The 23,410-nt window shown below is 67.6% G+C and carries 25 protein-coding genes; 11 read left to right on the forward strand and 14 right to left on the reverse strand.

Features of this window, described 5'->3' with window-relative positions; all coding sequences use genetic code 11:
• Positions 1–39: 39 nt before the first annotated feature.
• The 4 genes from E6A26_RS14075 (at position 40) to E6A26_RS14090 (ending at position 3,492) form a co-directional block, all read left to right on the forward strand.
• Positions 40–1,068 (forward strand): Gfo/Idh/MocA family oxidoreductase, encoded by a 1,029-nt coding sequence (locus E6A26_RS14075; protein WP_136611835.1) that lies wholly within the window; start codon positions 40–42, stop codon positions 1,066–1,068.
• Between the two features lie 77 nt (positions 1,069–1,145).
• Positions 1,146–2,333, forward strand: coding sequence for a CE1758 family FMN-dependent luciferase-like monooxygenase (locus E6A26_RS14080; RefSeq protein WP_136611836.1), 1,188 nt, complete (start codon positions 1,146–1,148; stop codon positions 2,331–2,333).
• Positions 2,333–2,779, forward strand: a complete 447-nt coding sequence (locus E6A26_RS14085) for a MarR family winged helix-turn-helix transcriptional regulator (protein WP_136611837.1) — start codon at positions 2,333–2,335, stop codon at positions 2,777–2,779. Before E6A26_RS14080 ends, E6A26_RS14085 begins: the two co-directional genes overlap by 1 nt.
• A complete protein-coding gene (locus E6A26_RS14090) occupies positions 2,776–3,492 on the forward strand; it encodes a CE1759 family FMN reductase (RefSeq protein WP_211129149.1) in 717 nt (238 codons plus the stop codon). Before E6A26_RS14085 ends, E6A26_RS14090 begins: the two co-directional genes overlap by 4 nt.
• Before the next feature lie 15 nt (positions 3,493–3,507).
• Here the strand turns inward: E6A26_RS14090 and E6A26_RS14095 are convergent, their stop codons facing one another.
• The 4 genes from E6A26_RS14095 to E6A26_RS14110 are packed head-to-tail and all read right to left on the reverse strand — an operon-like array spanning position 3,508 to position 6,777.
• Complete coding sequence (locus tag E6A26_RS14095) at positions 3,508–3,993, reverse strand: ABC transporter permease (RefSeq protein WP_268815419.1); 486 nt, start codon at positions 3,991–3,993, stop codon at positions 3,508–3,510.
• Positions 3,994–4,043: 50 nt separating this feature from the next.
• Complete coding sequence (locus E6A26_RS14100) at positions 4,044–4,811, reverse strand: ABC transporter ATP-binding protein (protein WP_136611839.1); 768 nt, start codon at positions 4,809–4,811, stop codon at positions 4,044–4,046.
• Positions 4,811–5,179, reverse strand: coding sequence for a hypothetical protein (locus E6A26_RS14105; RefSeq protein ID WP_136611840.1), 369 nt, complete (start codon positions 5,177–5,179; stop codon positions 4,811–4,813). The genes E6A26_RS14100 and E6A26_RS14105 overlap by 1 nt, the downstream gene beginning before the upstream one ends.
• 23 nt (positions 5,180–5,202) lie before the next feature.
• Entirely contained in the window at positions 5,203–6,777 is a 1,575-nt protein-coding gene (locus E6A26_RS14110) for a Na+/H+ antiporter (RefSeq protein WP_136611841.1), read from the reverse strand.
• Between the two features lie 230 nt (positions 6,778–7,007).
• On the opposite strand from E6A26_RS14110, the gene E6A26_RS14115 reads away from it, so the two are divergent.
• A complete protein-coding gene (locus tag E6A26_RS14115) occupies positions 7,008–7,838 on the forward strand; it encodes an oxidoreductase (RefSeq protein ID WP_136611842.1) in 831 nt (276 codons plus the stop codon).
• Positions 7,839–7,961: 123 nt separating this feature from the next.
• On the opposite strand, the gene E6A26_RS14120 is transcribed toward E6A26_RS14115, so the two are convergent.
• Positions 7,962–9,005 carry an NAD(P)-dependent alcohol dehydrogenase gene (locus tag E6A26_RS14120; RefSeq protein ID WP_136611843.1) on the reverse strand — a complete coding sequence of 348 codons (1,044 nt, stop codon included), beginning with the start codon at positions 9,003–9,005 and terminating at the stop codon, positions 7,962–7,964.
• Positions 9,006–9,126: 121 nt separating this feature from the next.
• On the opposite strand from E6A26_RS14120, the gene E6A26_RS14125 reads away from it, so the two are divergent.
• Both E6A26_RS14125 and E6A26_RS14130 read left to right on the forward strand, forming a co-directional pair.
• Positions 9,127–9,453 carry an ArsR/SmtB family transcription factor gene (locus E6A26_RS14125; protein ID WP_136611844.1) on the forward strand — a complete coding sequence of 109 codons (327 nt, stop codon included), beginning with the start codon at positions 9,127–9,129 and terminating at the stop codon, positions 9,451–9,453.
• On the forward strand, positions 9,450–10,352 hold the full coding sequence (locus E6A26_RS14130) for a ribokinase (RefSeq protein ID WP_136611845.1): 903 nt from the start codon (positions 9,450–9,452) through the stop codon (positions 10,350–10,352). The genes E6A26_RS14125 and E6A26_RS14130 overlap by 4 nt, the downstream gene beginning before the upstream one ends.
• Here E6A26_RS14130 and E6A26_RS14135 read toward each other — a convergent pair.
• Both E6A26_RS14135 and E6A26_RS14140 read right to left on the reverse strand, forming a co-directional pair.
• Positions 10,343–11,941 carry an AMP-binding protein gene (locus tag E6A26_RS14135; RefSeq protein WP_136611846.1) on the reverse strand — a complete coding sequence of 533 codons (1,599 nt, stop codon included), beginning with the start codon at positions 11,939–11,941 and terminating at the stop codon, positions 10,343–10,345. The two genes, E6A26_RS14130 and E6A26_RS14135, sit on opposite strands and share 10 nt — an antisense overlap.
• A gap of 137 nt (positions 11,942–12,078) precedes the next feature.
• The gene (locus E6A26_RS14140) at positions 12,079–13,029 is read right to left on the reverse strand and encodes a helix-turn-helix transcriptional regulator (RefSeq protein ID WP_136611847.1); all 951 of its coding nucleotides are present in this window, start codon (positions 13,027–13,029) and stop codon (positions 12,079–12,081) included.
• 190 nt (positions 13,030–13,219) lie between these two features.
• Between E6A26_RS14140 and E6A26_RS14145 the strand changes: the two genes are divergently transcribed.
• Positions 13,220–13,453, forward strand: coding sequence for a hypothetical protein (locus E6A26_RS14145; RefSeq protein WP_136611848.1), 234 nt, complete (start codon positions 13,220–13,222; stop codon positions 13,451–13,453).
• A 32-nt stretch (positions 13,454–13,485) separates the two neighbouring features.
• Here E6A26_RS14145 and E6A26_RS14150 read toward each other — a convergent pair whose 3' ends face one another.
• Positions 13,486–14,094: a phosphatase PAP2 family protein gene (locus tag E6A26_RS14150; RefSeq protein ID WP_211129151.1), complete on the reverse strand. Its 609-nt coding sequence runs from the start codon at positions 14,092–14,094 to the stop codon at positions 13,486–13,488.
• A gap of 103 nt (positions 14,095–14,197) precedes the next feature.
• Positions 14,198–16,630 (reverse strand): glycoside hydrolase family 31 protein, encoded by a 2,433-nt coding sequence (locus E6A26_RS14155; RefSeq protein WP_136611850.1) that lies wholly within the window; start codon positions 16,628–16,630, stop codon positions 14,198–14,200.
• Between the two features lie 258 nt (positions 16,631–16,888).
• Between E6A26_RS14155 and E6A26_RS14160 the strand changes: the two genes are divergently transcribed.
• Positions 16,889–18,073 carry an acyl-CoA dehydrogenase family protein gene (locus E6A26_RS14160; protein ID WP_136611851.1) on the forward strand — a complete coding sequence of 395 codons (1,185 nt, stop codon included), beginning with the start codon at positions 16,889–16,891 and terminating at the stop codon, positions 18,071–18,073.
• A gap of 22 nt (positions 18,074–18,095) precedes the next feature.
• Here the strand turns inward: E6A26_RS14160 and E6A26_RS14165 are convergent, their stop codons facing one another.
• From E6A26_RS14165 to E6A26_RS18065, 5 genes are all read right to left on the reverse strand, one after another.
• On the reverse strand, positions 18,096–18,830 hold the full coding sequence (locus E6A26_RS14165; protein ID WP_136611852.1) for an ABC transporter permease: 735 nt from the start codon (positions 18,828–18,830) through the stop codon (positions 18,096–18,098).
• Positions 18,831–19,550: an ABC transporter ATP-binding protein gene (locus E6A26_RS14170; RefSeq protein ID WP_136611853.1), complete on the reverse strand. Its 720-nt coding sequence runs from the start codon at positions 19,548–19,550 to the stop codon at positions 18,831–18,833.
• Positions 19,547–20,056, reverse strand: a complete 510-nt coding sequence (locus tag E6A26_RS14175; protein WP_136611854.1) for a hypothetical protein — start codon at positions 20,054–20,056, stop codon at positions 19,547–19,549. Before E6A26_RS14175 ends, E6A26_RS14170 begins: the two co-directional genes overlap by 4 nt.
• A gap of 1,157 nt (positions 20,057–21,213) precedes the next feature.
• Positions 21,214–21,978: an SAM-dependent methyltransferase gene (locus E6A26_RS14180; protein WP_136611855.1), complete on the reverse strand. Its 765-nt coding sequence runs from the start codon at positions 21,976–21,978 to the stop codon at positions 21,214–21,216.
• A 28-nt stretch (positions 21,979–22,006) separates the two neighbouring features.
• Entirely contained in the window at positions 22,007–22,141 is a 135-nt protein-coding gene (locus E6A26_RS18065; protein ID WP_268815414.1) for a hypothetical protein, read from the reverse strand.
• 425 nt (positions 22,142–22,566) lie between these two features.
• Here E6A26_RS18065 and E6A26_RS14185 point away from each other — a divergent pair, with 425 nt between their 5' ends.
• Both E6A26_RS14185 and E6A26_RS14190 read left to right on the forward strand, forming a co-directional pair.
• Positions 22,567–22,767, forward strand: a complete 201-nt coding sequence (locus tag E6A26_RS14185; protein ID WP_136611856.1) for a hypothetical protein — start codon at positions 22,567–22,569, stop codon at positions 22,765–22,767.
• 38 nt (positions 22,768–22,805) lie between these two features.
• Entirely contained in the window at positions 22,806–23,375 is a 570-nt protein-coding gene (locus E6A26_RS14190) for an adenylate kinase (protein WP_136611857.1), read from the forward strand.
• Positions 23,376–23,410 lie beyond the last annotated feature (35 nt).

A 23,410-nucleotide genomic window follows, 5' to 3' on the forward strand; every position in this document is an offset into this window, starting at 1 on the left:
CGGGTGCGCCCGGACGGGATGGTTAGAACAATCTCCAGCATGACCCTTCGCGTCGGACTGGCCGGCTACGGCACCGGCGGCCGCTTCTTCCACACCCCGTTCATTCAGGCCTCCGCTCGGTGCGAGCTCGTGGGAGTGGTGACGAGATCGCCGGCGCGGCGCGAAAGCGTCCGCTCCGACGCCCCCGGGGCCAAGACCTTCGCCTCGCTCGGCGAGCTGATCGACGCGGGGGTGGACGTCGTGGTGATTTCGACCCCGCCCGAGACCCGGAGGGAGCTCGTGCTCGAGGCGATCGGGCGCGGCGTCCACGTCGTCGCGGACAAGCCGTTCGCGCCCACGGCCGCGGCGGGTCGGGAGCTCGTCGACGCGGCCGCCTCCGCCGGGGTGCTGCTCGGGGTGTTCCATAACCGGCGGTGGGACACGGATCTGGTCACGCTGCGCAACGTCGTGGAGAACGGCATGGTCGGCAACGTGTGGCGCTTCGAGTCCCGCTTCGACCTGGACGAGCCGGGAACGATCGAGGCCGGGCCCGAGGGCGGACTGCTGCGGGATCTGGGGAGCCACGTCGTGGACCAGGCCCTCCACGTGTTCGGACCCGCCTCGTGGGTCTCGGCCCAGCTCGACCGGACCGAGCTTCCGGCCGGGCGCACTGATGCTGGCTTCGTGATCACGATCGGGCACGCGAGCGGCGTCCATTCGCATGTCTCCGCGAGCAAGCTCAACGGACTCGTGTCCAAGGAGATGCGGGTGCTGGGCAGCTTCGGCAGCTACGAGTCCCAGTTCACCGATGTCCAGGCCCAGGCGATCTTCGCGGGGCTGCGGCCCTCCGACAACCCCATGGGCTGGGGCTACGAGATCCCCGAACGGTGGGGGACGCTGCACGTGGCCGGCGGATCCACCACCGTGCCCTGCGTCCAGGGAAACTACACCGAGTATTACGACGGCCTCGCCGCCGCCATCGAGGACGGCGCTCCCCTGCCCGTTCCCGCTGGCGAGGCGGTCGAGACCCTGCGCGTCCTGGACGCCGCCCGCGTCAGCGCCGCCGAGCACAGGACCGTTCACCTGTAGCCGGAATACTTGCGCAGTCATGTTGTTCTACTCCTTGCGCGGTCCGCGACAGCGGGCGCACCGAAAGGAGCGGCACCATGCAGTTCGGAATCTTCAGCGTCGGCGACATTGCGCCCGATCCGCTGACCGGATACACGTACAGCGAGGCCGAACGGATCGACAACATCATCCGCATCGCCCAACGCGCCGACGAGGTGGGTCTCGACGTCTTCGCACTCGGCGAGCATCACAACCCGCCCTTCGTCCCCTCCTCCCCCACGACCCTTCTCGGCCATATCGCTGCCCTGACCAAGCGGATCATTCTGAGCACCTCGGTCACCCTCATGACCACGAACGATCCCGTCAAGATCGCGGAAGACTACGCGATGCTCCAGCACGTCGCGAAGGGTCGGCTCGACCTCATGGTGGGCCGAGGCAACACGGTGCCGGTCTACCCGTGGTTCGGCAAGGACATCCGTCAGGGCGTCGCGCTGGCGCTCGAGAATTACAATCTGCTGCACCGACTGTGGCGCGAGGACGTCGTGGATTGGGAGGGGAAGTTCCGCACGTCGCTGCAGGGCTTCACCTCGACTCCGAGACCGCTCGACGACGTGCCGCCGTTTGTCTGGCACGGATCCATCCGGACGCCCGAGATCGCAGAACAGGCCGCGTACTACGGCAACGGGTTCTTTGCGAACCACATCCTCGCGCCTAACTTCGCATTCAAGCCGCTCGTCGACCTCTACCGCCGGCGCTTCGAGCACTACGGCCATGGGACGGCCGATCAAGCGATCGTCGGGCTCGGCGGAATGTCCTTCATCGCGCGGCGGTCGCAGGACGCGGTCGAGGCGTTCCGGCCGTACTTCGAGCATTACCCGATCTTCCGCGGCTCTCGGCTTGAAGACCACATGGCCGCGACCCCGATCACCGTGGGCAGCCCGCAGGAGGTCATCGACAAGGTGTTGACGTTCCGCGAGGGCTTCGGCGACTACCAGCGGCAGCTCTTCGCCCTCGACGGGCTCGCGCTTCCGGTCGAGACCGCGCTCGAGCAGATCGAGCTCCTCGGCAGCGAGGTGGTGCCCGTGCTTCGGAAGGAGTTCGACTCGCTGCGCGCCCCAGGAGTCCCGGAAGCTCCGACCCACGCCTCGCTCGTCACGGCGAAGTACGGCGACGCCGCCCCTCGGCAGCCTCGCCCGAACCCGAATCGGGGCGACAACCTCTCCGGCGTCTCGCCCTACCAGGACAGCGACCCGAGCGTCCGCGCTCAGTTCCCGGTGATCGTCTGATGGCCGCGCCGATCCGCCTCGCCAACGAGGCCTGGGAGGCACTCTTCCGGGCCCAAGCTACCCTCAGCCAAGAATTCGAGCATTCGGGTGACTGGGGCGAGCTGCTCCCCCGGGAATACGGAGTGCTCTACGCGCTCGCCGGGGCCCCGGATGGGCTGCGGATGACCGAGCTCTGCGAGGACGTACTCCTCACCCAGGCCGGCATCTCCCGCCTGATCGGCCGCATTGAGAAGCGCGGGCTCGTGGAGCGCCACGACGATCCCGAGGATGCCCGCGCGAGCCGGATCACGCTCACCTCCGCGGGGATCGAAGTGCAACGGCTGGCCGGCAGGGCCCACGCGCGGCGGGTGGCCACGGCAATGGGCCGCGCCCTGAGCCCGGCCGAGCTCGAAGTCCTGCGGAATCTGAGCCTGAGGCTCCTGGCGGCAGCGGAGGCGGCGCGATGAGCGAGACCCTCGACCAAGAGCCGATGGCAACGATCGCGGTGGTCAACGCGGGCGTGAGCGACCCCTCGTCGACGCGGCTGTTCACCGATCGCATCGCGCAGAGGACTGTCGCCATCCTCTCCGAGGCGGGCATCTCCGCGGCGGTGCGCACGATCGATCTGGCGCCGATCGCCGTCGAGATCGCGCAGGCCCTCGTCTCGGGGGTGCCCAGCGAGAAGGTTCAGGACGCGATCGAACGCCTGGCCTCCGCCGACGCGCTCATCGCCGGCACGCCCGTCTACAAGGCGGGGATCAGTGGGCTGTTCAAGTCGTTCGCCGACCTCATCGACGATGACCTGCTCATCGCGAAGCCAGCGATCCTCGCCGCGACCGGCGGGTCGGCGCGGCATGCGATGGTCGTCGACGATCAGCTGCGCCCGCTCTTCGCGTTCCTGCGCGCGCTTCCCGTGCCGACCTCGCTCTACGCCGCCCCGGAAGATTGGGGCTCCACGGACCTCGGCCGGCGGATCGACCGTGCAGCCACCGAACTCGCGGTGCTCCTCAGAAGCGGCGCTCCGCGCGACATCGCGGACGGCAACTGGGCGCGGTATCAGCATCGGTTCGGCGGGAACGCAAGCCGCGCCGGGAAGCCGGACGCGGACCTCGACTTCGACAGCGAGCTCATGCGGCTCGCCGCCGGCGGCCGCCCGCGGAGCACCGCGGAACCGGACTGATCGGTTGCCGGTCGGTTACTGCGGCTCCCAGCGGAACCAGCGGATCCCGACCCAGGCGAAGACCACGATGTAGCCGAACGACGCGATGAGCCCGCTCGTCGCGTCGGAACCCCACTGCGCGATGCCGAGGACCGCCGAGAACAGGTTGATGAGCGCGCCCACGGGCGTCCACGCCGCGAAGTTCTTGAAGTCGTCGCCGAGGATGCCGGTGGAGCCGAGGATCCCGGTGAGGACCAGAGCGATGAACAGGACCCGGCCGATCGCGTTGATCGCCGTGACCGACTGGATGACCCCCACGATCGCCTGCCCGATGCTCAGGAACACCGCCGCTCCGAGCAAGGAGACGACGAGCATGAGCACGTACTGGCCGGCGGTGAACGAGGTGCCGTGCATGATGCTGCCCACGATCATGACGATGACGGACACCACCAGATTCGTGGCGAGCTGCACCGTGAGCCGGCTCGCCATAATGGCCCACGTGGGGGTCGGGGTGACGCGGATCCGCTGATCGCATCGTCAGGCCGATCGACGGCCGGTTCGGAGTGAGGGTCTCAGTCACGGATGGCACTTCCTGTCAGCCCGATAAAGACATCTTCGAGAGTCACGTCGCCGCGAGCGACGGCGAGCACGCGCGGGTCCTCGCGGTGCATGGCCACCAGCTCGCCGGGCGCACCCAAGGCCTGAAGTCGGCCATGGTCCACGATGGCCACCCGGTCGCATACCGACTGGGCCTCCTCCATCGAGTGCGTGGTGAGCAGGATGCTCCCGCCCCGCTGCCGCGAGGTCTCGATGCGGTCCCACAGCTGGCGGCGCGACTGCGGATCGAGCCCCGAAGTGGGCTCGTCGAGCAGGAGGATCGGCGGATTGTGGATCGTGGCCACCATGAGGGAGAACCGCTGCTGCTGGCCGCCCGAGAGCTTCTTGAACGACTTGTCCGATTCTTGGCCCAGGCCCACGTCCTGGAGCCGCTCCTTGAGCTGGCGGCGGGTGAGGTCGAGTCCGTAGAGGCCCGCGTAGAGGCGTGCCAACTGCTCGATGGTGAGCTCGGCCTGGAAGCTCGAGGCCTGCAGCTGGACACCCAGCTTGGCTTTGACGGCGAGCGGGGCGTGAACCGTCTCCGCGCCGTCGACCGTCACGCGCCCCGCATCAGGCTTGCGCAGGCCTTCGATGACGCTCAAGGTCGTGGTCTTGCCCGCGCCGTTCGGGCCGAGCAGGCCGAAGATCTCGCCGCGTCGGATCGAGAAGCTCAGTCCGTCCACCGCGGTTTGCGACCCGTACCGGACTACGAGGTCCTGGACCTCGAGAATCGAGGGCTCCATCACTCCCCCTGAGCCAGATGCAGTGCGGCGGCCTGGAGAATGCCTTCGATGTCGGCGTCGGGCACGTCGCGCCGATATGCATCGGCCACGGTCTTGAACCCCGCAGCCATGCCCAGGAGCAGTCGCGTGTAGTCGGGAGCAAGGGCTTCGATGACCTCCCTGACGACCTGCGGGAGGACCTCTCGGAGCAGCTCGGTCTGCTCGGGCGAGCCGCCCGAGACCGAGACCGACAGGCCGTCGTCGAGCCGGACCAACGCCCGGAGGGATTCCTTGAACATCTGCGTCGCGGCGGGATCATCCGATTCCCACGAAAGGGTCGCGGTCAGGATGCCCACGCCGCGCTGGACCATTTCGGTGTCATCGCTCATACCTCATCATCACCCGGAATCCGCTACTCGGACTGCTGGGGGCGCGCGAGGCGGACCTCTTCGACGTCCAATTGGGCCTGAATCTGCCGCAGCACCGTGTCGTCGATGACGCGCGTGTCCCGCAGGCGGACCACCGTGGCCCGCTTCCTTGCGATGAGGGCGAGGCGCAGCTCGGCGTACTGGCGCGAACGGACGACGGCGGGCGAGTCCTCATCGCCGTCGAGCCCGGCGGTCATCGCGGAGACGTGCTCCTCGTACTCCGCGCGGATCCGGTCCAGAACCTCGTCGTCGACGCCGAGCGCCCGTGCGATGCCGGGCATGGCGCTGAAGGCCTCCTCCGCCGCCATGCGCTTGGCCAGCACGAGTTCCTCCGCGGCGGAGGTATCGACGGGGACGTGAGCCCAGCGGATGACCTTCGGCAGCAGAACTCCTTGGACCGCGAGCGAAGCCACGACCACGAAGGCCGTGATGAAGACGATCATGTCCCGCGCCGGAAACTGCGCTGTTTCGGGGATCGAGAGGGCGACGGCGAGCGAGACGGCCCCGCGGAACCCAGCGAAGGAGCTCACGAGCCGCGCACGGTTCGTGGTCCTCAGCGTGCGCTGATACGGGCGCCTGTCGATCGCGCGGATGATGTACGCGGAGAGGACCAGGAATCCGAACCGGGCCGCGATTGTGGCTCCGCACACCGCGACTCCGATGACGAGGGCGGTGCCGAAAGCGAAGCTCGTGAGACCGCCGATCGCCGCGGGCAGCTGGATTCCCACAAGGACGAAGAGCGCGCCGTTGAGCAGGAACGTCACGAGGGACCAGACGGCCCCGGTCTGCTGGCGTGTGTACGCGGAGATGGCGAGGGGCGAGGCGTGGGCAATGTACAGGCCACAGGCGACGACGGACAGTACCGCCGAGGCGTGGATGAGCTCCGCCCCGAGGAACGCGATGAACGGCGTGAGCAGCGTCCCCGCGTTGCCGTAGAGCGGGTTGGCGATGCGGCGCCTCGCCTCGAGGAGGATCCATCCGACTGCGAGGCCCACGGCCGCGCCGCCCACGAAGGAGTAGACGAACGCCCCCGAGACCTCGAGGAAGTTGGGCGCCGCACCGGCCGCGACGGAACCCACGGCCACGCCGTAGATCACGAGAGCCATCCCGTCGTTCACGAGGCTCTCGGCTCGGAGGACGGCGATCTGCCGCCGCGGGAGCGAGCGCCCGAGAGCGGAGACAGCCGTGGCGTCGGTCGGGGCGACGGCGGCGCCGATGATCCATGACGTGCCCCAGTCGAGGCCCAGACCGTGCGCGATGGCCGCCACGGTGGCCGCGGTCGCGAGCACGAGCAACGTCGCGCTGAGCATGATCCCCCGGAGGTACGTCCGAATGGTGCGCAACGACGTCGTGAGGCTCTCCCAGTAGAGGAGGGCTGGCAGGAACAGGAGCAGCACCGTCTCGGGCGGCAGCCCGACGTTCCGGAAGACCGGGATGAAGCTGAGCAGCACACCGGCGGCAAGGAGGATCACGGGCGCGTTGGCCCGGATCCTCTCCGCGGCGATGCTTCCGAGGACGACGGCGGCGCCGAGGGCGACGACGAGTTCAAGACCGAGCATGGCGCACCTTTCACGTCCAGACCCTCACGCCAAATTCTAGGGTCCGGCGGGCCGCTCGGCGTGGTTCACATCGAGGGACGTGGCATCGAGTGACATGCTTCGACGCGACGTATGCGCCGCGCGCCGAGGGTAGGCCTGCCAGTCCTCGGTTCGGCGAGCCCTCCCACGAGCGCTCAAGATGAGGTGTTCTGGTGGATATACACGACGCAGCACTCTCCGGAAGGAACTTCATGTCCACTTGGCTCATCACTGGATGCTCGACCGGTCTTGGCCACGCGCTCGCGGACGCCGTCCTCGCGAAGGGGCACAACGCCGTCGTCACCGCCCGTGACGCCGCCTCGGTCCAGGCCCTCGCCGACGCCCATCCCGGCTCCGCCCTCGCGCTTGCCCTCGATGTGACCGACCCGGCCCAGGTCGCCGCCGTCGTCCGGGAGGCCGAGGAGCGCTTCGGCGCCGTCGACGTCCTGGTCAACAACGCCGGCTACGGCTACCGCTCGGCGGTCGAGGAAGGCGGCGACGCGGACATCGAGAAGCTCTTCGCGACGAACGTCTTCGGCCCGGTGGCGATGATGAAGGCCGTCCTGCCCGGCATGCGGGCGCGTCGCAGCGGGGCGATCGTGAACATCTCCTCGATCGGCGCGCGCATCTGCCCGCCCGGTTCCGGCTACTACTCGGCGAGCAAGGCCGCGCTCGAAGGCCTGTCCGGCTCGGCCCAGAAGGAGCTCGCGCCGCTGGGCATCAGCGTCACGGTCGTGGAGCCCGGCGGCTTCCGCACCGACTTCGCGGGGCGTTCGCTCACGCAGTCGGCCGAGCCGATTGCGGACTACGCGGAGACGGCAGGCAAGCGTCGCAAGGAAAACGATACGGTCCACGGCACCCAGCCCGGCGATCCGGCCAAGGCTGCGGACGCGATCATCGCGGCCGTCGAAGCCGAGAGGACCCCCGGCTTCCTGCTTCTGGGCCAGGACGCGCTCTCTGCCTACCGGGCGACGGCGGCCGCTCAGGCCGACGAGGTCGAGGCGTGGGCCTCGGTGAGCGCCAGCACGGGGTTCGATTCCTAAGGCTCGGAGCCAGTCTGGGCGTCGATGTCGGGGCACGCAGCGTCTGTGGTCTCGACGTACTCGGCCTGGCCCCGCGCGAGTACGCCCGGGGTCAGGCCGCGCACAGTCCGCGCGGGCCGCTCGTCAGTTGAACGTCGCCGCGTCGATCACGAAGCGATAGCGCACGTCGGAGGCGAGCACGCGCTCGTAGGCGTCGTTGATCTTCTCCGCGGGGATGACCTCGATGTCGGCGCCGAAGCCGTGCTCGGCGCAGAAGTCGAGCATCTCCTGGGTCTCGCGGATGCCGCCGATCGCGGAGCCGCTGAGCGTCTTGCTGCCGCCGATGAGGCTGAACGCGTTGACCGCGAGGGCCTCCGCGGGCGCGCCGACGCACACCATGGCGCCCTCCGCGGCAAGCAGGCCGAGGTAGGCGTTGAGGTCGATCGGGGCGCTCACGGTGTTGAGGATGACGTCGAACGTCCCGCGCAGGCGCTCGAAGGTCTCCGGTTCGGCGGTCGCGTAGTAGTGGTCCGCGCCCAGGCGGAGCCCGTCCTCCTGCTTCTTGAGCGACTGGGAGAGCACCGTGACCTCGGCGCCGAGGGCGTGAGCGATCTTGACCGCCATGTGCCCCAGCCCGCCGAGGCCGACGACGGCGACGCGCTTGCCGGGGCCCACGCCCCAGCGGCGCAGCGGCGAGTACGTGGTGATGCCCGCGCACAGGAGCGGGGTCGCGACGTCGAGATCGAGCGCGTCCGGGATGCGGACCACGAAGTTCTCGACGACCACGACGTGGCTCGAGTAGCCGCCCTGGGTCAGCGTGCCGTCGCGGTCGAGCGAAGCGTACGTGCCCACATTGCCCTCGAGGCAGTGCTGTTCGTTGCCCTTGACGCAGTTCGCGCAGTGGCCGCACGAGTTGACCATGCAGCCGACGCCCACGCGGTCGCCCACGGCGTGCTTCGTGACCGCGTCACCCACAGCCGTGACGATGCCGGCGATCTCGTGGCCGGGGACGAGCGGGTACTGCCGCGCGCCCCAGTCGCCGCGCACGGTGTGGATGTCAGAGTGGCAGATGCCGGCGAACTTGATCTCGATGAGCACGTCGTGCGGGCCGAGGTCGCGGCGTTCGATCGTGGTCTTCTCGAGCGGTTCGGTGGCGCTCGGCGCTGCGAAGGCGTTGACGGTGAGCATGGTGACTCCAATCCGAGGGTGGTGAACCGGCCCCAGGCTGATCAGCGAGGCGGGAACTTCGATTCGCATCGTAGTACGATGAATTCCGTACGTTAAATTCCCCGGATGCGAGAATTCAACCATGCGAGTCTTGGAGCACCCCGAACAGGAGGCAATCGGGCTCGACGCCGTCCTCGCGGCGCTGGCCGACCCGATCCGACGCCGGATCGTGTGCCAACTCGCGGACGGCCACGACGATCAGGCGTGCATCGCGTTCGGCCTCCCCGTCAGCAAGTCGACGTCCACGCACCACTTCCGCGTACTGCGTGAAGCTGGCGTCATCGCCCAGCACTACCGCGGGACGGCCATCCTCAGCTCGCTGCGCGCCGATGACCTCGACGCGAGGTTTCCGGGACTCCTCGCCTCGGTGATCGCGGCCGAGCGCACCACAGGGAGCCCAGTGCGATGAAGCGCGTGTGCGTGGTGGGAAGCGCCAACGTGGACACCGTGGTCCGCGTCGACAGGCATCCGAACGGCGGCGAGACGGTCGTCGCGAACGATCGGACCCGCCACGCCGGCGGCAAGGGGCTCAATCAGGCCGTGGCCGCGGCACGCCTGGGCGCGGACGTCGCCCTGCGCGCGCGAATCGGGGACGATCCCGACGGCGCCTTCCTCCGGGCCGTGCTCATCACCGACTCGATCGACCCGAGCGGCGTCGTCGCCGTGGACGCGCAGACCGGGACGGCGGACATCGCGGTCGACGCCGCGGGCGAGAACACGATCATCGTCTACCCCGGGGCCAACGGCAGCTTCACCGAGCTCACCGGCGACGACGAACGCGCGGCGGCGCACGCCGCCGTCGTCCTCCTCCAGGGCGAGATCCCGCTCACCGCAGTCGCGGCGGCCGCCCGGGCCGGCCACGACGGCGGGGCAACCGTGATCCTCACGCCCGCGCCCGTCCAGCCGTTCCCGGCGAGCCTGCTCGACCTCGTCGACGTCCTCGTGCCGAACGAGCACGAGGCGGTCCAGCTCGCGGGCGTCGACGATCCGCTCGGGGCGGCGTGCGCGCTGTCGAGCGCGGGCCGGACCGTCGTGGTGACGCTCGGGGCCAGCGGATCCGCGATCGCCCGCGGCGGTGCCATCACGTCCCGGATCGCCGCCATCCCCACGCGCCCCGTGGACACGACCGGTGCCGGCGACGCGTTCGTGGGCGCCCTGGGCGCGATGCTCGCCCTCGGCCTGTCGATCGAGCAGGCCGCAGAGACTGCTTCCGTGGCCGCGGCCCTGAGCGTCTCGCGCGCCGGAGCGAGCGAGTCGATGCCCCGCCTCGACGAGGTCAACGCGCTGCTGGCTGCCCGTCAGCCCTGACCCCGCCCGCGCAGCTCCCTCCGCAGGATCTTCCCCGACGCCGACTTCGGGATGGCCTCGACGAACTCCACGAAGCGCACGCGCTTGTACGGCGCCACGTGCTCGGCGACGAACTCCATGACGCCCTCGTCCCCCAGCTCCGCGTCGCCCTGCCGCACGACGAACGCCTTCGGCACCTCCTCGCCGTCGTCCGCCCTGATGCCGATGACCGCGGCGTCCGCGACCTGCGGGTGGGTGAGGAGGAGCGCCTCGAGCTCGGCGGGCGCGATCTGGTAACCCTTGTACTTGATGAGCTCCTTGAGCCGGTCCACGATCGTCACGACGCCGTCCGAGCCCACGGTGGCGATGTCGCCGGTGCGTAGGAAGCCGTCCGGATCGATTGTCGCGGCGGTCGCGTCGGGCCGGTTGAGATAGCCGAGCATGACCTGCGGGCCGCGTACCAGGAGCTGGCCCGGCTCGCTCACGCCGTCCGCGGGAATCTCGAGTTCCTCGTCGGTCGCGGGGTCGAGGAGCCGGCATTCCGTGTTGGGCACGGTGTAGCCCACGGAATCCAGCGGCACGCGGTCCGCCGCGTCCAACGGGATGAGATGCGAGACCGGGCTCAGCTCGGTCATGCCATAGCCCTGGAGCATCGTGCAGCCGAGCCGCGCGGAGACCGCATGGCCCAGCTCGCCGTCGAGCGGCGCCGCCCCGGAGAGCGCCGCGCGGACGGACGAAAGGTCGTACTTCTCGACGAGCGGATGCTTCGCGAGGGCCACCGCGATGGGCGGCGCGATGAAGAGATAGGAACACCGGTGGTCCTGCGTGATGCGGAGGAATTCGGCGAGGTCGAACTTCGGCATCGTCACGAGCCGCGCGCGCTCTCGGAACGCGAGGTTGAGGAGCACAGTCATGCCGTAGATGTGGAAGAACGGCAGCACGGCGAGGAGGACGTCGTCGTGCGTGACGCCGAGGAGGGCCCGCGCTTGGGCGACGTTCGCGACCAGGTTGTACTGGCTCAGCAGCACGCCCTTGGGCGTGCCGCTGGTGCCGGACGAGTACGGGACCACCGCGGCCGCGTGCGGGTCAATGCTGAGGTCGGGGGCCGGGAGGTCCGCGGCGAGCATGTCGGCAAGGTTGGGGTGGCCCGCGGCGGAGGCCGCATCGCCGCCGTCGAGGACGACGAGCTGTTCGGGCGGGATGCCCGCGGCCTGGGCCGCGGCCTCGGCACGGTCACGGAAGGGCGAGACCGTGAAGAGCCACGTGGCCCCGGCGTCCGCGAGCTGCTTGCCCGCCTCCTCGGCCGTGTACAGCGCGTTGATCGTCGTGACTGCCGCGCCCGCGCGGAGGATCCCGTGGAACACGATCGCGAACGCGGGGACGTTGGGGCAGAACAGGCCGATCGTCGTCCCGGGCCCGGCCTCATGCTCGGCGAGCCAGCCCGCGGTCGCGTCGATCCTGGCCACGAGCTCGCCGTACGTGGTCTCGGCCCCCGAGGTCCCGTCCACGAGCGCGATCCGCTTGAGGTCCTCGGGGCTGAGCCCGCCGAACAGGTACTCGTAGAGCGTCGCCTCGGGGATCTCGACGTCGGGGTACGGGCTGGTGAACATGGCGGCTCCTTCGGCGCACGACGGCGGGACTCGCCGTGGGATCATTGCACCGGTTCCGCGGCGCAAGGGCAAGGGGCTGGGCCTTCGGGCCTGCGGTCCCGCCCCCGGGGCCTCCGCCGGCAGCCTCGCGCAGCCCGCTAGCCCTGGCCCGCGACCGCCAGCCGCGCACCGAGGTCCCGCATCGCGTCTCGGAGCTCAGGCGGGTCGAGCACGGTGACGGGCCAGCCGAGCCGCACCACGTGGTACGCGATGTAGTCGAGGTTGTCGGCGCCCGCCGTCAGGACGCAGTGCCCGTCACCGTCGGGCTCAATGACCGCCATCGTCGACGGGACGCGGGCGGCCACCTCTTCGGCCGCGGCCGCGATCCGGACCTTCGCGACGAATTGATACGGCGCCTGCGTGATGGACGCCCGGACGTATTCAACGGCATCGGGCGCCTCGCGCTGCTTGAAGCGCCAGCCCGTCCCGCGTGCCGCGGCCATGCGGTCCAGCCGGAACGTGCGCCAGTCGTCGCGGTCGAGGTCCCACGCCATGAGATACCACCGGCGCCCTGCGGCGACGAGACGGTACGGCTCGACGCGCCGCTCATGGCGGGCGCCGTCCGCCTTCGTGTAGTCGAAGGTCGCCCGCTCGGGCGTGCGGATGGCGCGGGCCAACGCGACGAGGACGTCGGCGTCGACCGTCGTCACCGGGCTGTCCAGGCTCACCGTCGCCTCGATGACCCCCTTGACCTCTGACCGCAGCCGAGCGGGGAGCACCTGGTCGAGCTTCGCGAGCGAGCGCACTGCCGCCTCGCCCAGTCCCGCCACGGTCCCGCCGGCCGCGAGCCGCAGGCTCACGGCCACGGCGACGGCTTCCTCGTCGTCGAGGAGGAGCGGCGGGAGGGCCTTCCCCGCTCCGAGCTGGTAGCCGCCGCCGGTCCCGTGCTCCGCTCGGACGGGGTAGCCGAGCTCGCGGAGGCGCTCGACGTCCCGCCGCACGCTGCGGGTCGTCACGCCCAGCCGCTCCGCGAGCTCCGCACCCGTCCACACGGGACGCGACTGCAGGAGACTGAGCAGGCTGAGGACGCGCTGGGTCGTGTCTGCCATGGAACTATGATCGCCCACCCTGCGGACAGTTCCTGTCCTCAACTCGCCAGGGTCTTGTGGGCTCCGGATTCGAGATATATCGTGAATTTCATCAACGCGATATATCTCGAAGTACAGCGGACCGACCCTGTCCTCATCGAGGAGCAGACTGGATGCGGGACAGGGAAGAAATCAGAGAAGGGGACCACGAATGAGCAGCATCACGGGGAATCGCCGGCTTGATCGGACGACGGCGGCTAGCCTCACCCAAGCGTCGCGGCGCACGGGGCAAATCACGATACATCGCGAATCGGGGACGCGGCGGGCGCTCAGCTCGCTCCTCGCGACCTGGCGACGGGGAGCCGAGCTCTCTCGCGCCATCGACCAGGCCAAGGACTCCGCGTGGCAGGCGCCGGACGGCCCGAGCCACCGGCTCCTGGCCTGATCAGCGCCTCAGGGCCGAGCCGTGCAGTGGGCTCAGCCGAACCACGCGAGCAGCCCCCGCCACAGGCCGACCACGATTCCGCCACCGAACACAGCCCCCGCCAGCAGCTGGGCGAGGGTGTGGGCGCGGAGCACGAGCCGGGACCACATGACGACCGGCACGAGGATGAGGGCCGGCCACCAGGCCGGCCCGAAGAGGAAGAGGAGCGAGACCGCCGCCGAGGTGATCGCGGCGGCGTGTCCGCTGATCTTCCACGCAAGGCTCACGATGGCCAGCAAGGCGATGCCGCCCACGAGCGCGAAGACCATGGCCATGACGCTCGCCGGCGCGTGGAGAAGGCCTAGAACGGCCAGCCCCGCGAGCACGATCACGAGCGACAGCCCGAGGACCGGGCCGCGCTGGCGCCGGTCGCTCACGTGATGGTCGGTGACCTTTCCGGCCCGCACGAGTGCCACGAGCAGCACGAACGGCACGCCGCACGTGAATACGGCGGCGACGAGCCCGTACCAGAGGGTTCCGGGGAATCCGGGGCTGCCGGCCGGGCTCAGGAGCATCATGATCGCCACGACGATCGGGGGCTGGAACGCCTCGGTGATCACTCGGGCCGTCACGTAGCGCCACGAGCGGTCGGTCTTCAACACGCGGCCAGTTTCCCATAGGGCCGGGCGGGGCTCGCCGTTGCGCTCTGACATGACGAGCCCCTCCGCGGGTCTGCTGCTTCCCTGGCCCGCCCGGCGCGGGGCCCTACTCCGCGTCCGCGAGGACGAGCTCGACGACGGCGCCGAGCAGCGCCGGATCGATGTCGAGCCCGGAGAGGCCGGCAGCCACCGCGGCGGGCGACTGGCCCGAGGTCACGCAGGAGAAGATCTTCCCCTTGAGTGCGATTTCGGCGTGGACGTCGTCGAGGAGGCGTTCGACGGCGGCGACCGTGCGGTTGCGCGCGAGCTCGAAACCGCCTTCGGCGGTGAGCGTGAAGCCCTCCCGCGCGTCGACGTCGTCCACGATGACGCGCAGCGTGTTGGTCGCCTCGTCGTGGACCACGAACGGGCCGAGCTCCTGCGAACCGGACGTTGCGCGGACGTTGGACGGCTCACGCACCCCAGCGATCACGACCTCCCACGAGCGGACGGTCGGCACGCCGTCGGCCGTTCCCACGGCGGAACGGACGCTCAGGCTCCCGCCCTCCCAGTCGAAGTGGATGGGCGTACGGACCTGGTGCTCGCGCTCCCCGGCTGACGCCCCGCCGTCGTCCTCGATCAGCGTGAACTCGCCCGAGGCACCCGCGAAGACGCGCAGCTCGAAGCGCTCCGGCGCCGGGGTGCCGTTGCCGAGCGTGTCCGGGTGGGCCATTGGCACGATGGCACCCGCCCGGGCGAGGACCGGCATCGTCTCGAGTGTGCGGTAGAGGCGGGCACGGCGTCCGCCGCGGTAGACGGTGCCGGTGAAGAAGTCGATCCACAGACCCGGCGGAAGCCACGCCGGGGCGCTCGCGCGGTTGAGCGCGCGATCCCGCGGCTCGACCACGGGCGCGACCATGAGCTCCGTGCCGAACAGGAACTGGTTCGGGACCTCGTAGGCGTCCTCCGTCTCAGGGTGCTCGTAGTACATCGGCTCGACGATCGGACGGCCCTCCGCGGACGCCCGGTGGTTCATCGTGTGGAGGTACGGCACCAGCCGGTGGCGGAGCCGCAGGAACTCGCCCATGGCGGCCTCGGCGTCCGCGCGGTAGCGCCACGGCTCCTTGCCCGTGAACGGCATCGAGGAGCTGTGCAGGCGATTGATCGGGGAGAACACGCCGAGCTGGACCCAGCGGGCAGCGAGGTCGTCGTCCTTGTAGCCCCACATGTGGCCGCCGATGTCGTGGCTCCACCAGCCGTAGCCGATGTTGGACGCTGTCGCCGTGAAGTACGGCTGGAACGCGAGCGACTCCCACGTGACGATCGTGTCGCCGGAGAAGCCGATCGGGTAGCGGTGGCTGCCCGGCCCGGCGTAGCGCGAGAAGGTCAGCGGGAGGCGGTCGTTGCGCGCCGAGTCGAGGAAGTGGACGTGGTTGAGCACCCACAGCGGGTCGAGGCCGCGGACGCGCGAGTACGGTCCCGACTGCCAGTCGAGCCACCAGAAGTCGACGCCGGCCTCCTCGAGCGGGTGGTGGACCTCCCGGAGGTAGGAGCCCAGGAACTCGGGGTCGGTCGGGTCGAAGGCAATCGCGTCGCCGGCCTCTGGGTCGAGGCCCAGCGCGCGCGCCGTGCGCTCGTAGGCCTCCTCATGGGCCGCGATCCCGTCCGCAGGGTGCACATTGAGCGTGAGCGCGAGCCCCCGTCCGTGGAGCCAGCGCGCGAAGCCCTCGGGGTCGGGGAAGAGTTCGCGGTTCCACGTGTAGCCGGTCCAGCCGCTCCCGTGCACCGGGTCGATCTCCGTGAGGTGCCAGTCCATGTCCAGGACCGCCACCGAGAGCGGGATGCGCTCGGCGTCGAACCGTTCCACGACGCCGCGGTACTCCTCCTCTGTGTAGCGGTAGTAGCGGCTCCACCAGTTGCCGAGCGTGAACCGCGGCACGAGCGGGGTCGGGCCGGAGATGCGGTAGAAGTCGCGGAGGCAGGCGCGGTAGTCGCGGCCGTAGCCGAAGAAATAGAGGTCCGTGCCCGGGGTCGCGCCGTCGCCGCGCGGGGTGAGCCAGCCGGCGTCGTCGAACACGAGCGTCTCGCTGTCGTCGAGCGTCGCGAAGCCATAGCGGGACATGAGGCCGGGCTCGAGCTCGCAGGGGCCGCCCACGCCGTCGAGCGTGCGGGCCGTGCCGCCGAGGTTCTTCTCCCCCACCTCGCCGTAGTGCCACACCGAGTGGTAGTTGCTGACCTTGCCGAGGACCTTGATGGAGAGGCCGTGGGGCGTGAACTCGCGCTTGTCGTAGACCAGGTGCACGTGCTGCGTGACGATCTCGAGGCGATGCGGCTCATCCACGACCCGGAACTCGGGGACCTCGAGGTCGCGGTGGAGCACGACCTGCGAGGCGCGGTCCTCGAACTCGCCCGTCTCGCTGTACTCGAGGCGGATGAGCTGCGACGTCAGGACGGTGAAGCGGTAGTTCGGCCCTTGGACGATCGCGGTTGGCTGGGCCTGCGGCGACGTCTCGAGGCGGAGGTGTTCGGGGAGGCGCGTTGCACGAGTGGTTCCGGTCACACGCTCCACCCTACGCCCGGCCCTTCCCCCGTTGCGGGGTCCTTGCCACGGCGTTGCAGGGTCCCGTCCCACGCGTTGCGGGGTCCCGTCCCAGGCGTTGCGGGGTCCCGTCCCACGCGTTGCGGGGTCCCGTCCCACGCGTTGCGGGGTCCCGTCCCACGCGTTGCGGGGTCCCGTCCCACGCGTTGCGGGGTCCCGTCCGCCCGGTTGCGGGGTCCCGTCGCCGGGGACTGGTCGTCTCTCGCTACTCTTGCCGTCATGGACCCCGAAGTCTCCGACCCCGCCGACCTCCTCGCCTTCGATACCCTCCTCAGCGCCGAGGAGCTCGCGCTCCGCGACGAGGTCCGACGGTTCGTCAGGGCTGAGATCAAGCCGAACATCGCGCGCTGGTACGAGGACGCGCGCCTCCCGCTCGAGATCGTCCCCGAGCTCGGGCGCCGCGGCCTCCTGGGCATGCATCTCACTGGCCACGGCTGCGCGGGCCGCTCCGCCGTCGAATACGGCCTCGCCGCGGCGGAGCTGGAGGCTGGCGACTCCGGCCTGCGGACCTTCGTTTCCGTTCAAGGCTCACTCGCCATGACCGCAATAGCCAAACACGGCTCCGACGAGCAGCGCGACGAGTGGCTCCCCCGTCTGGCCGCCGGCCAGGCGATCGGCTGCTTCGCGCTCACCGAGCGGAGCGCGGGCTCGGACCCCTCGTCCATGAAGACGTTCGCGCGGCGCGACGGCGCAGGACCGAACGCAGGCTGGGTCCTCTCGGGGACGAAGCGGTGGATTGGCCTCGCCTCGGTCGCGGACGTCGCCGTCGTCTGGGCCCAAACGGACGACGGCGTGCGTGGCTTCCTCGTCCCAACCCTCACCAAGGGCTTCACCGCCATGGCGATCGAGCCGAAGCTCTCGATGCGGGCCTCCATCCAGTGCGACGTGGTGCTGGACGAGGTGCGGCTGCCCGCGGATGCAGTGTTGCCCGGCGCCCAAGGACTGCGGGGAGCGTTCTCGTGCCTCAACGAGGCGCGCTACGGGATTACGTGGGGCGCCATGGGCGCCGCCCGCGATGCGTTCGAGGATGCCCTCGCGTACTCGAAGGAGCGGCTCCAGTTCGACAGGCCGCTCGCCGGGTACCAGCTCACGCAGCAGAAACTCGTGGACATGGCCCTCGAGATCAACAAGGGTTTTCTGCTGGCGCTGCACCTCGGGCGGCTCAAGGACGCGGGGAAGCTCGAGCCCCACCAGATCAGCGCGGGCAAGCTCAATAATTGCCGCGAGGCGATCGAGATCTGCCGCGAGGCGCGGACCATCCTCGGCGGCAACGGGATCACGCTCGACTACTCACCGCTTCGCCACGCGAACAACCTCGAATCCGTCCGCACGTACGAGGGCACGGATGAGGTTCACACCCTCATCCTCGGCCAGCGCCTCACGGGCGTGGCGGCGTTCCGGTGATGAGAGCGTTCCGGGCGGACGCCTAGCGTTCGGCGCTCACGCGCTCTGCGCCTCGGAGCATGAAGAAAGCCAGAAGTAGCGAACCCGCTGCCCACAGCACTGAGTACGTGATCGCCGACGCACTCGAGTCGCGGAGCCAGTCAACTTGGTATGTCAGCGGATTAACCGCCGCAATATGGCGGACGAATCCCGAACTGTCGTCGATGGGGTAGAACAGCGGAGCTGCCAAGATGACCGGTAATGCCGTTACCGTAACAAGAAGGTCCCTAGTCGAATATGACTGGACACTAGCGCCGACGGCAGCGCCGATCCCCGTCCATCCCGCCACAAGAAGAAGGCCAATGCCCGCAGTGCGTAGAACATGATCAATCGAAGAAGCAGCCTCCCCAAAAACGAGTAGACCGCACGAAACAAGCAGCACGAGCTGGCCCAAGAACACCGCTGCTGCGAAGAGGACGACGCTGACCAAGTAGCCCAGGACTCCGCCGCCCGTCATGCAATATATGGCGAAGACGCCCCATTTCCTGTCGTTAGACACGTCGCTCATGCTCGAGGTAGCTGACCTGAACGACAGGAGGCAGACTAGGCCCGTGAGCACGAAACGGCCGTAGCCCCCGGCCACCTCTTGCAGGTGGGAGCCGAGTGCACTCGCTAGGAAAAGTAGATAAGCGACGGGTTCAATAAACCGACCGAGGTACGACGTACGCCAGTTCCAGAGTGACGCGAAGTGATACTTCGCGAGGATGAGTGGCCTCATTCACTGGCCTCCGCTCCGAAGGGAAGTGTACGCATCCCAAAGGTCGTCGGTGGTTGGAGTCGCCAGCGCCAGGAATGCAGCGACGGGCAGGTCAGCCAGCAGCTTGCCTTCGCCAAAAGCGACGACTCGGGTGCAATGGGAGCTGAATCGCGACGTCTCGTGCGTGCTGATCAAGGCCGATGCTCCCTCGGCACGACGTCCGTCAAGGTATTCGAATACCGAACGGATACCCGTCGGGTCCAGTCCGGTTGTGGGCTCATCGAGAATCATGAGCGTCGGATTCCCGGCGATCGCCCTTCCGATCTGCGCGCGCCGCAGTTCGCCACCCGAGAGCGTCTCGGCCGTCCGGTCAAGATGGCTCTCAAGCCCCAAGGTTTGAGCGGTGCGCTCAACTGCAGCCCGGGATGATCGTCGTGCCCGCGGATTCCGAAGCTCTAACCCAAGGCTGATGTTCTGGCGGACGGTGAGCGACCAGTCAACGATTTCGCGCTGGGGACACCAGCCGATTTCCTTGGACTCGACGGCAAGCGAGACTGACCCCCGGCTCGGTCTGGACAAACCACCCAGAAGATCGAACAGGGTGGATTTTCCGGCACCATTGTGGCCGACCACAGCGATCACCTCGCCAGCACTGACCTCTAGCGAGACATCTTCAAGGGCAGGCGCGCTCTTGCCTGGATAGATCTTTGTGAGCTTGCTGGCTGTTATGAGCGGAGTCATGTTGTTGGCTCTCCTCTATTCGTCAACGCGTTGAGGACCGCCGTAGCACGGTTCTCAGGAGTCCACGCTTTCGGAAGTTGGACCTGCACAGCACGATTCGGAAGACAGGCCTTGACCCGCGATGGCGGAGCGGCAGTGAACCACTGAAGATCGGGCAACTCGAGAGTTTCCACTCTCGACACAGGACCCATGACCAGATGAACGATGTGATCCAATGGGCCTCCAGGAGCGTTCCTCCGTCCCAGCACGGCTTCAGGCTGCACTAGGGCAACCAGGCCCGTATCTGGAGACACTGTGAGACGGTGCTCGATTTGATCCAGAAGGTTAGTGATGTTCTTGAGGCCTTGGCGACGGAACCCGAGCGGTGTCTCATAGGTGAGGCAGACCCGTTCGTCCAGATCAAGCACAACAAGGCTGTCCGCAACGAGCTCAGCGCGATTCATCCGACAAAAGGCAACGACTGTCGATGTCTTGCCGACATAGTTCTCGCCGATGAGAGCGACCATCCGACCGTCCGTCAGGCGCACGACTGCCCCGGGGTACACTGCAATCCGATTCCTCATTGTGCTTGTGGCGAATGGCGGCAATGGCGAAGGGACCCCCGACCAATCATGAAAGACGCGCGATACTGAGAACCTCTCGTCGCGGAGATCATTGATCTCCAAATGCTTCTCAAGTCCGTCGTTGGCCAGCAAGCTTCTGAAAAATCCTCGCGTGATCCAACTCAGGCATCGGACCCTGACCGCCACGTCAGATTCCGTTGCGGGACCAGCCAAGAAAGCCCGATAGAAGAAGCTAATCTCGGCCACATCTGATGGACTGCATTGGACTGTCACTGACGTGCCCCAAAAATTCAAGTCAACAGTCGTCTCACTGCTCAAAAGATTCATTCGCGAATTCCTCAATCGCTACAATCGCCGCGCAATGGTCCCTTGTGACATCGAATTCAAGATGCAGGTGTCGCCTCGACTTGACAGTAGATCTGAAAGGCTTATAAGTGGGCTCGAGGGTCACGGTCCACGTCCATTCAGCTTGATCCGGGCCGATCCTGCATCGAAGATCTCGTGGATGGACAACACGCGTCACGCCGGTCGGAGTATGGAACCGCGTCGCGGAGGCAAAAGCCTCTGGCCCCAGTCCTAGAAGCTTGGCCGTCCGTTCGCGCAACCCAATTGGTCGAGTGAATTTCAGAACGTGGTTTCTTGCGTCGATTGGAAGTGTGTCATCACTCATAAAGGCCCATCCCCGCCTGAGGAGCGAAAGCATCAACGTTGATTTGCCTGATGTAGACGGGCCGTGAATGACAACCGCTTTCCGTTGAGCATTCGGATGCGTGACCGCCGCGGCGTGGACGGTTCGAATCCGACCGGCAAGTGGAGCGAGCGCAAAAGGTGGGATGGGTGTTGCAGCCCGCACAGTGTCGTCACCCCTAAGTGTCTGTCTGCGGCCGGTCAGGTGCTCGACTATCACGACTTCACGATCGGAAGGCCCGCTCGCAAGATACGAATCCCCCGTAGCGAGAAGACACACAGTCACATCGGGTTCCGAAAAGGGATCCGTGACGTAGTCGGAGAAGTAGTACGTGAAGTGGGCGAGATCGACCGCCCCATCCAGCCTCAGCTTGGTTCTGGCTCCCCAAAAGTCCAGCCACAGAGAGACCTTCTCACTTCGATTCGGAGCCATGAACCACCAGAGTCGTACCGACGTGCACGGATGAGGCTAGGGTGAAGATCTCTCCGACGGTGGCCGACGAGACCTTCGGAGCCATGTCTCTACGGTATGCAGAGAAGACGAGGTCACATTGCCGATCATTTGGATATTTCTCCATAACTTCCTCGAACAGAGGCGTTAGCCAGGCCAACTTTCGCCCACGCAATTCGATTCGGTCCGAACCAACTTCTCCAACCTGGGAAACGATCAGCGGGAATCTGGAATCAATCCGCGGGGACATTCTCAGGAACCTGTTCGCCTCATAGTGCTGGACGCCGTAGTCAAAGCGATGCTCCAAATCGCACATGATCTGGTCGACAAACGAGGTTGCCGCGACAGGCTTCACGCGCAGATCGGTCCGCCTTCGAAGATCCCATGAGGTGTCAACCAAGAACAGCGGATGCCCGTACGTCACGAAGCACGAGTACCCCAGGACATGGTTGGCCAAGGCGACTTCCATAACATGTTCCGCCATGGCGTCATACACCTCGGCGGCACGCTTGCCGCAGAAATAGATTCCTGATAGGTCCTCTACCTGCCCGGAGCAAATTTCCCGAAGTTCGGGGTCAAAGGCCGTTAGATGAAGCACCGCTGCCGCGCCACGGAGCAGATGGTCCACCTCTACAGTACGCTGATCGAATCCGCCGATGCCAAGGCCGATGAGATAAAGGTCGGCCTTGGCATCGGGGACCCGAAGATCACTTCGAGAGTTCCGCAAGATGTATTTCGATCTGCTCTGGAGTGGATCAGAAGAACTGCCGGTGTCCCCCGCTCGCTTTGAATGTTTCTTCAATCGTGGGTACATAAGGCGGCACGGCCACGACATCTTCCGTGAGCGCGGTCTCTGCCTCCACGATATCTGCCGTCTGAATCTCGGACATATCTACTCCTCAAGTTGCTGCTCTCCACCAATGAAAGCCTGAGGCGTCCCGTTGAGGCCCCCGGCTCAACGCAAGCGAGAAGTGCCAACTTCAGCGCTTACCAGACGGACGCTATAGTCGATTTTTGGGCCTCAGTGTTCGGGATTCATCCCTCTCCGTGCTGGGAACCGGTTTCAGAGGTATTCCAGTGACTCGCCTGAGTGGACAGAGGGCCGAGGCGTCTCGTGAGAGCGGGCGATGAAGAGCGATTCCTCAGTGGCGCCTGACGCCATCAGTCCGCGTGTCCGTTGTATCGCGCTGCTATCACGGCGCAGTGCTCCTTTGCTTTCGCCCGGCCGGTTGCCGTGGGTGGTGACTCGGCGCAGACTTGCCGTCAGGGCTCCCTCACGAGGGATCACGCCCAGCGCACCCATCGAGAGGACGGCATGTCCACCAACGAGCCACAGCACCCCAACAACCCCGGACGCGATCCGCGGGACCGCCCCAAGGACAAGGCGTGGTTCGGGCCCAAGCGAGTCGGGTTCGGACGGCGGCCGCAGCGGTGGCAGGGCTGGCTCGTCATTGTCCTCGTGGTCGCAGCCGTCGTCGTCTTCAGGTTTTCAGTGGGCGGCCACCTCTTCCGCTGAAACCTCAGCCCCCGCCCCCGACATCCAAGGAGACCTCGGTGAACCGGTTCTTGATCATGGGCCCGCCTGGCGTGGGGAAGGGCACCCAGGCCGAGCGGCTGGCCAAGCACTTCAGCATTCCGACGATCTCAACCGGAAGCCTCTTCCGCGAGCACGTCCGGAACGGAACCCCCCTCGGTCTCGAGATCCGGGAGCTGCTGGCGATGGGACGGTACGTTTCGGACGAGATCACGAACACCGTGGTGGCAGAACGCCTCACACTGCCCGACGCCGAGCACGGCTTCATCCTTGACGGCTACCCCCGCACGCTGGCTCAGGTGGACGCCCTGGATGCGATCCTCGCTCAGCGCTCCGCCGAACTCGACGCCGTCATCGTGCTCGAGGCCGACCGCGACCAGCTGATCGAACGGATCCTCCTGCGCGCCGTCGAGCAAGACCGCTCCGACGACACCCCAGAAGTGGTCACCCACCGCCTCGACGTCTACTCACGGGAAACCGCGCAGCTCATCTCCGCCTATGACGCCCGGGGTCTCGTGGTCCGGGTCGACGGAACAGGACTCCCCCACGTCGTCGCGGACCGGATCACCGAGGCCCTGCGAGCCCTCTGACGCGAACCCCGCAGAACCGAACCCCGCAGAACCCG

Source organism: Sinomonas albida (assembly GCF_004919045.1).
In the GTDB taxonomy this organism is placed as follows: Bacteria; Actinomycetota; Actinomycetes; order Actinomycetales; family Micrococcaceae; genus Sinomonas; species Sinomonas albida.

What these genes read in the sequence shown, in the direction of transcription:
- E6A26_RS14075 (WP_136611835.1), top strand. Translation starts at nt 40, where the DNA reads ATGACCCTTCGCGTCGGACTGGCCGGCTACGGCACCGGCGGCCGCTTC.
- E6A26_RS14080 (WP_136611836.1), top strand. Translation starts at nt 1,146, where the DNA reads ATGCAGTTCGGAATCTTCAGCGTCGGCGACATTGCGCCCGATCCGCTG.
- E6A26_RS14085 (WP_136611837.1), top strand. Translation starts at nt 2,333, where the DNA reads ATGGCCGCGCCGATCCGCCTCGCCAACGAGGCCTGGGAGGCACTCTTC.
- E6A26_RS14090 (WP_211129149.1), top strand. Translation starts at nt 2,776, where the DNA reads ATGAGCGAGACCCTCGACCAAGAGCCGATGGCAACGATCGCGGTGGTC.
- E6A26_RS14100 (WP_136611839.1), bottom strand. Translation starts at nt 4,811, where the DNA reads ATGGAGCCCTCGATTCTCGAGGTCCAGGACCTCGTAGTCCGGTACGGG.
- E6A26_RS14105 (WP_136611840.1), bottom strand. Translation starts at nt 5,179, where the DNA reads ATGAGCGATGACACCGAAATGGTCCAGCGCGGCGTGGGCATCCTGACC.
- E6A26_RS14110 (WP_136611841.1), bottom strand. Translation starts at nt 6,777, where the DNA reads ATGCTCGGTCTTGAACTCGTCGTCGCCCTCGGCGCCGCCGTCGTCCTC.
- E6A26_RS14115 (WP_136611842.1), top strand. Translation starts at nt 7,008, where the DNA reads ATGTCCACTTGGCTCATCACTGGATGCTCGACCGGTCTTGGCCACGCG.
- E6A26_RS14120 (WP_136611843.1), bottom strand. Translation starts at nt 9,005, where the DNA reads ATGCTCACCGTCAACGCCTTCGCAGCGCCGAGCGCCACCGAACCGCTC.
- E6A26_RS14125 (WP_136611844.1), top strand. Translation starts at nt 9,127, where the DNA reads ATGCGAGTCTTGGAGCACCCCGAACAGGAGGCAATCGGGCTCGACGCC.
- E6A26_RS14130 (WP_136611845.1), top strand. Translation starts at nt 9,450, where the DNA reads ATGAAGCGCGTGTGCGTGGTGGGAAGCGCCAACGTGGACACCGTGGTC.
- E6A26_RS14135 (WP_136611846.1), bottom strand. Translation starts at nt 11,941, where the DNA reads ATGTTCACCAGCCCGTACCCCGACGTCGAGATCCCCGAGGCGACGCTC.
- E6A26_RS14140 (WP_136611847.1), bottom strand. Translation starts at nt 13,029, where the DNA reads ATGGCAGACACGACCCAGCGCGTCCTCAGCCTGCTCAGTCTCCTGCAG.
- E6A26_RS14145 (WP_136611848.1), top strand. Translation starts at nt 13,220, where the DNA reads ATGAGCAGCATCACGGGGAATCGCCGGCTTGATCGGACGACGGCGGCT.
- E6A26_RS14160 (WP_136611851.1), top strand. Translation starts at nt 16,889, where the DNA reads ATGGACCCCGAAGTCTCCGACCCCGCCGACCTCCTCGCCTTCGATACC.
- E6A26_RS14165 (WP_136611852.1), bottom strand. Translation starts at nt 18,830, where the DNA reads ATGAGGCCACTCATCCTCGCGAAGTATCACTTCGCGTCACTCTGGAAC.
- E6A26_RS14170 (WP_136611853.1), bottom strand. Translation starts at nt 19,550, where the DNA reads ATGACTCCGCTCATAACAGCCAGCAAGCTCACAAAGATCTATCCAGGC.
- E6A26_RS14175 (WP_136611854.1), bottom strand. Translation starts at nt 20,056, where the DNA reads ATGGTCGCTCTCATCGGCGAGAACTATGTCGGCAAGACATCGACAGTC.
- E6A26_RS18065 (WP_268815414.1), bottom strand. Translation starts at nt 22,141, where the DNA reads ATGTCCGAGATTCAGACGGCAGATATCGTGGAGGCAGAGACCGCGCTC.
- E6A26_RS14185 (WP_136611856.1), top strand. Translation starts at nt 22,567, where the DNA reads ATGTCCACCAACGAGCCACAGCACCCCAACAACCCCGGACGCGATCCG.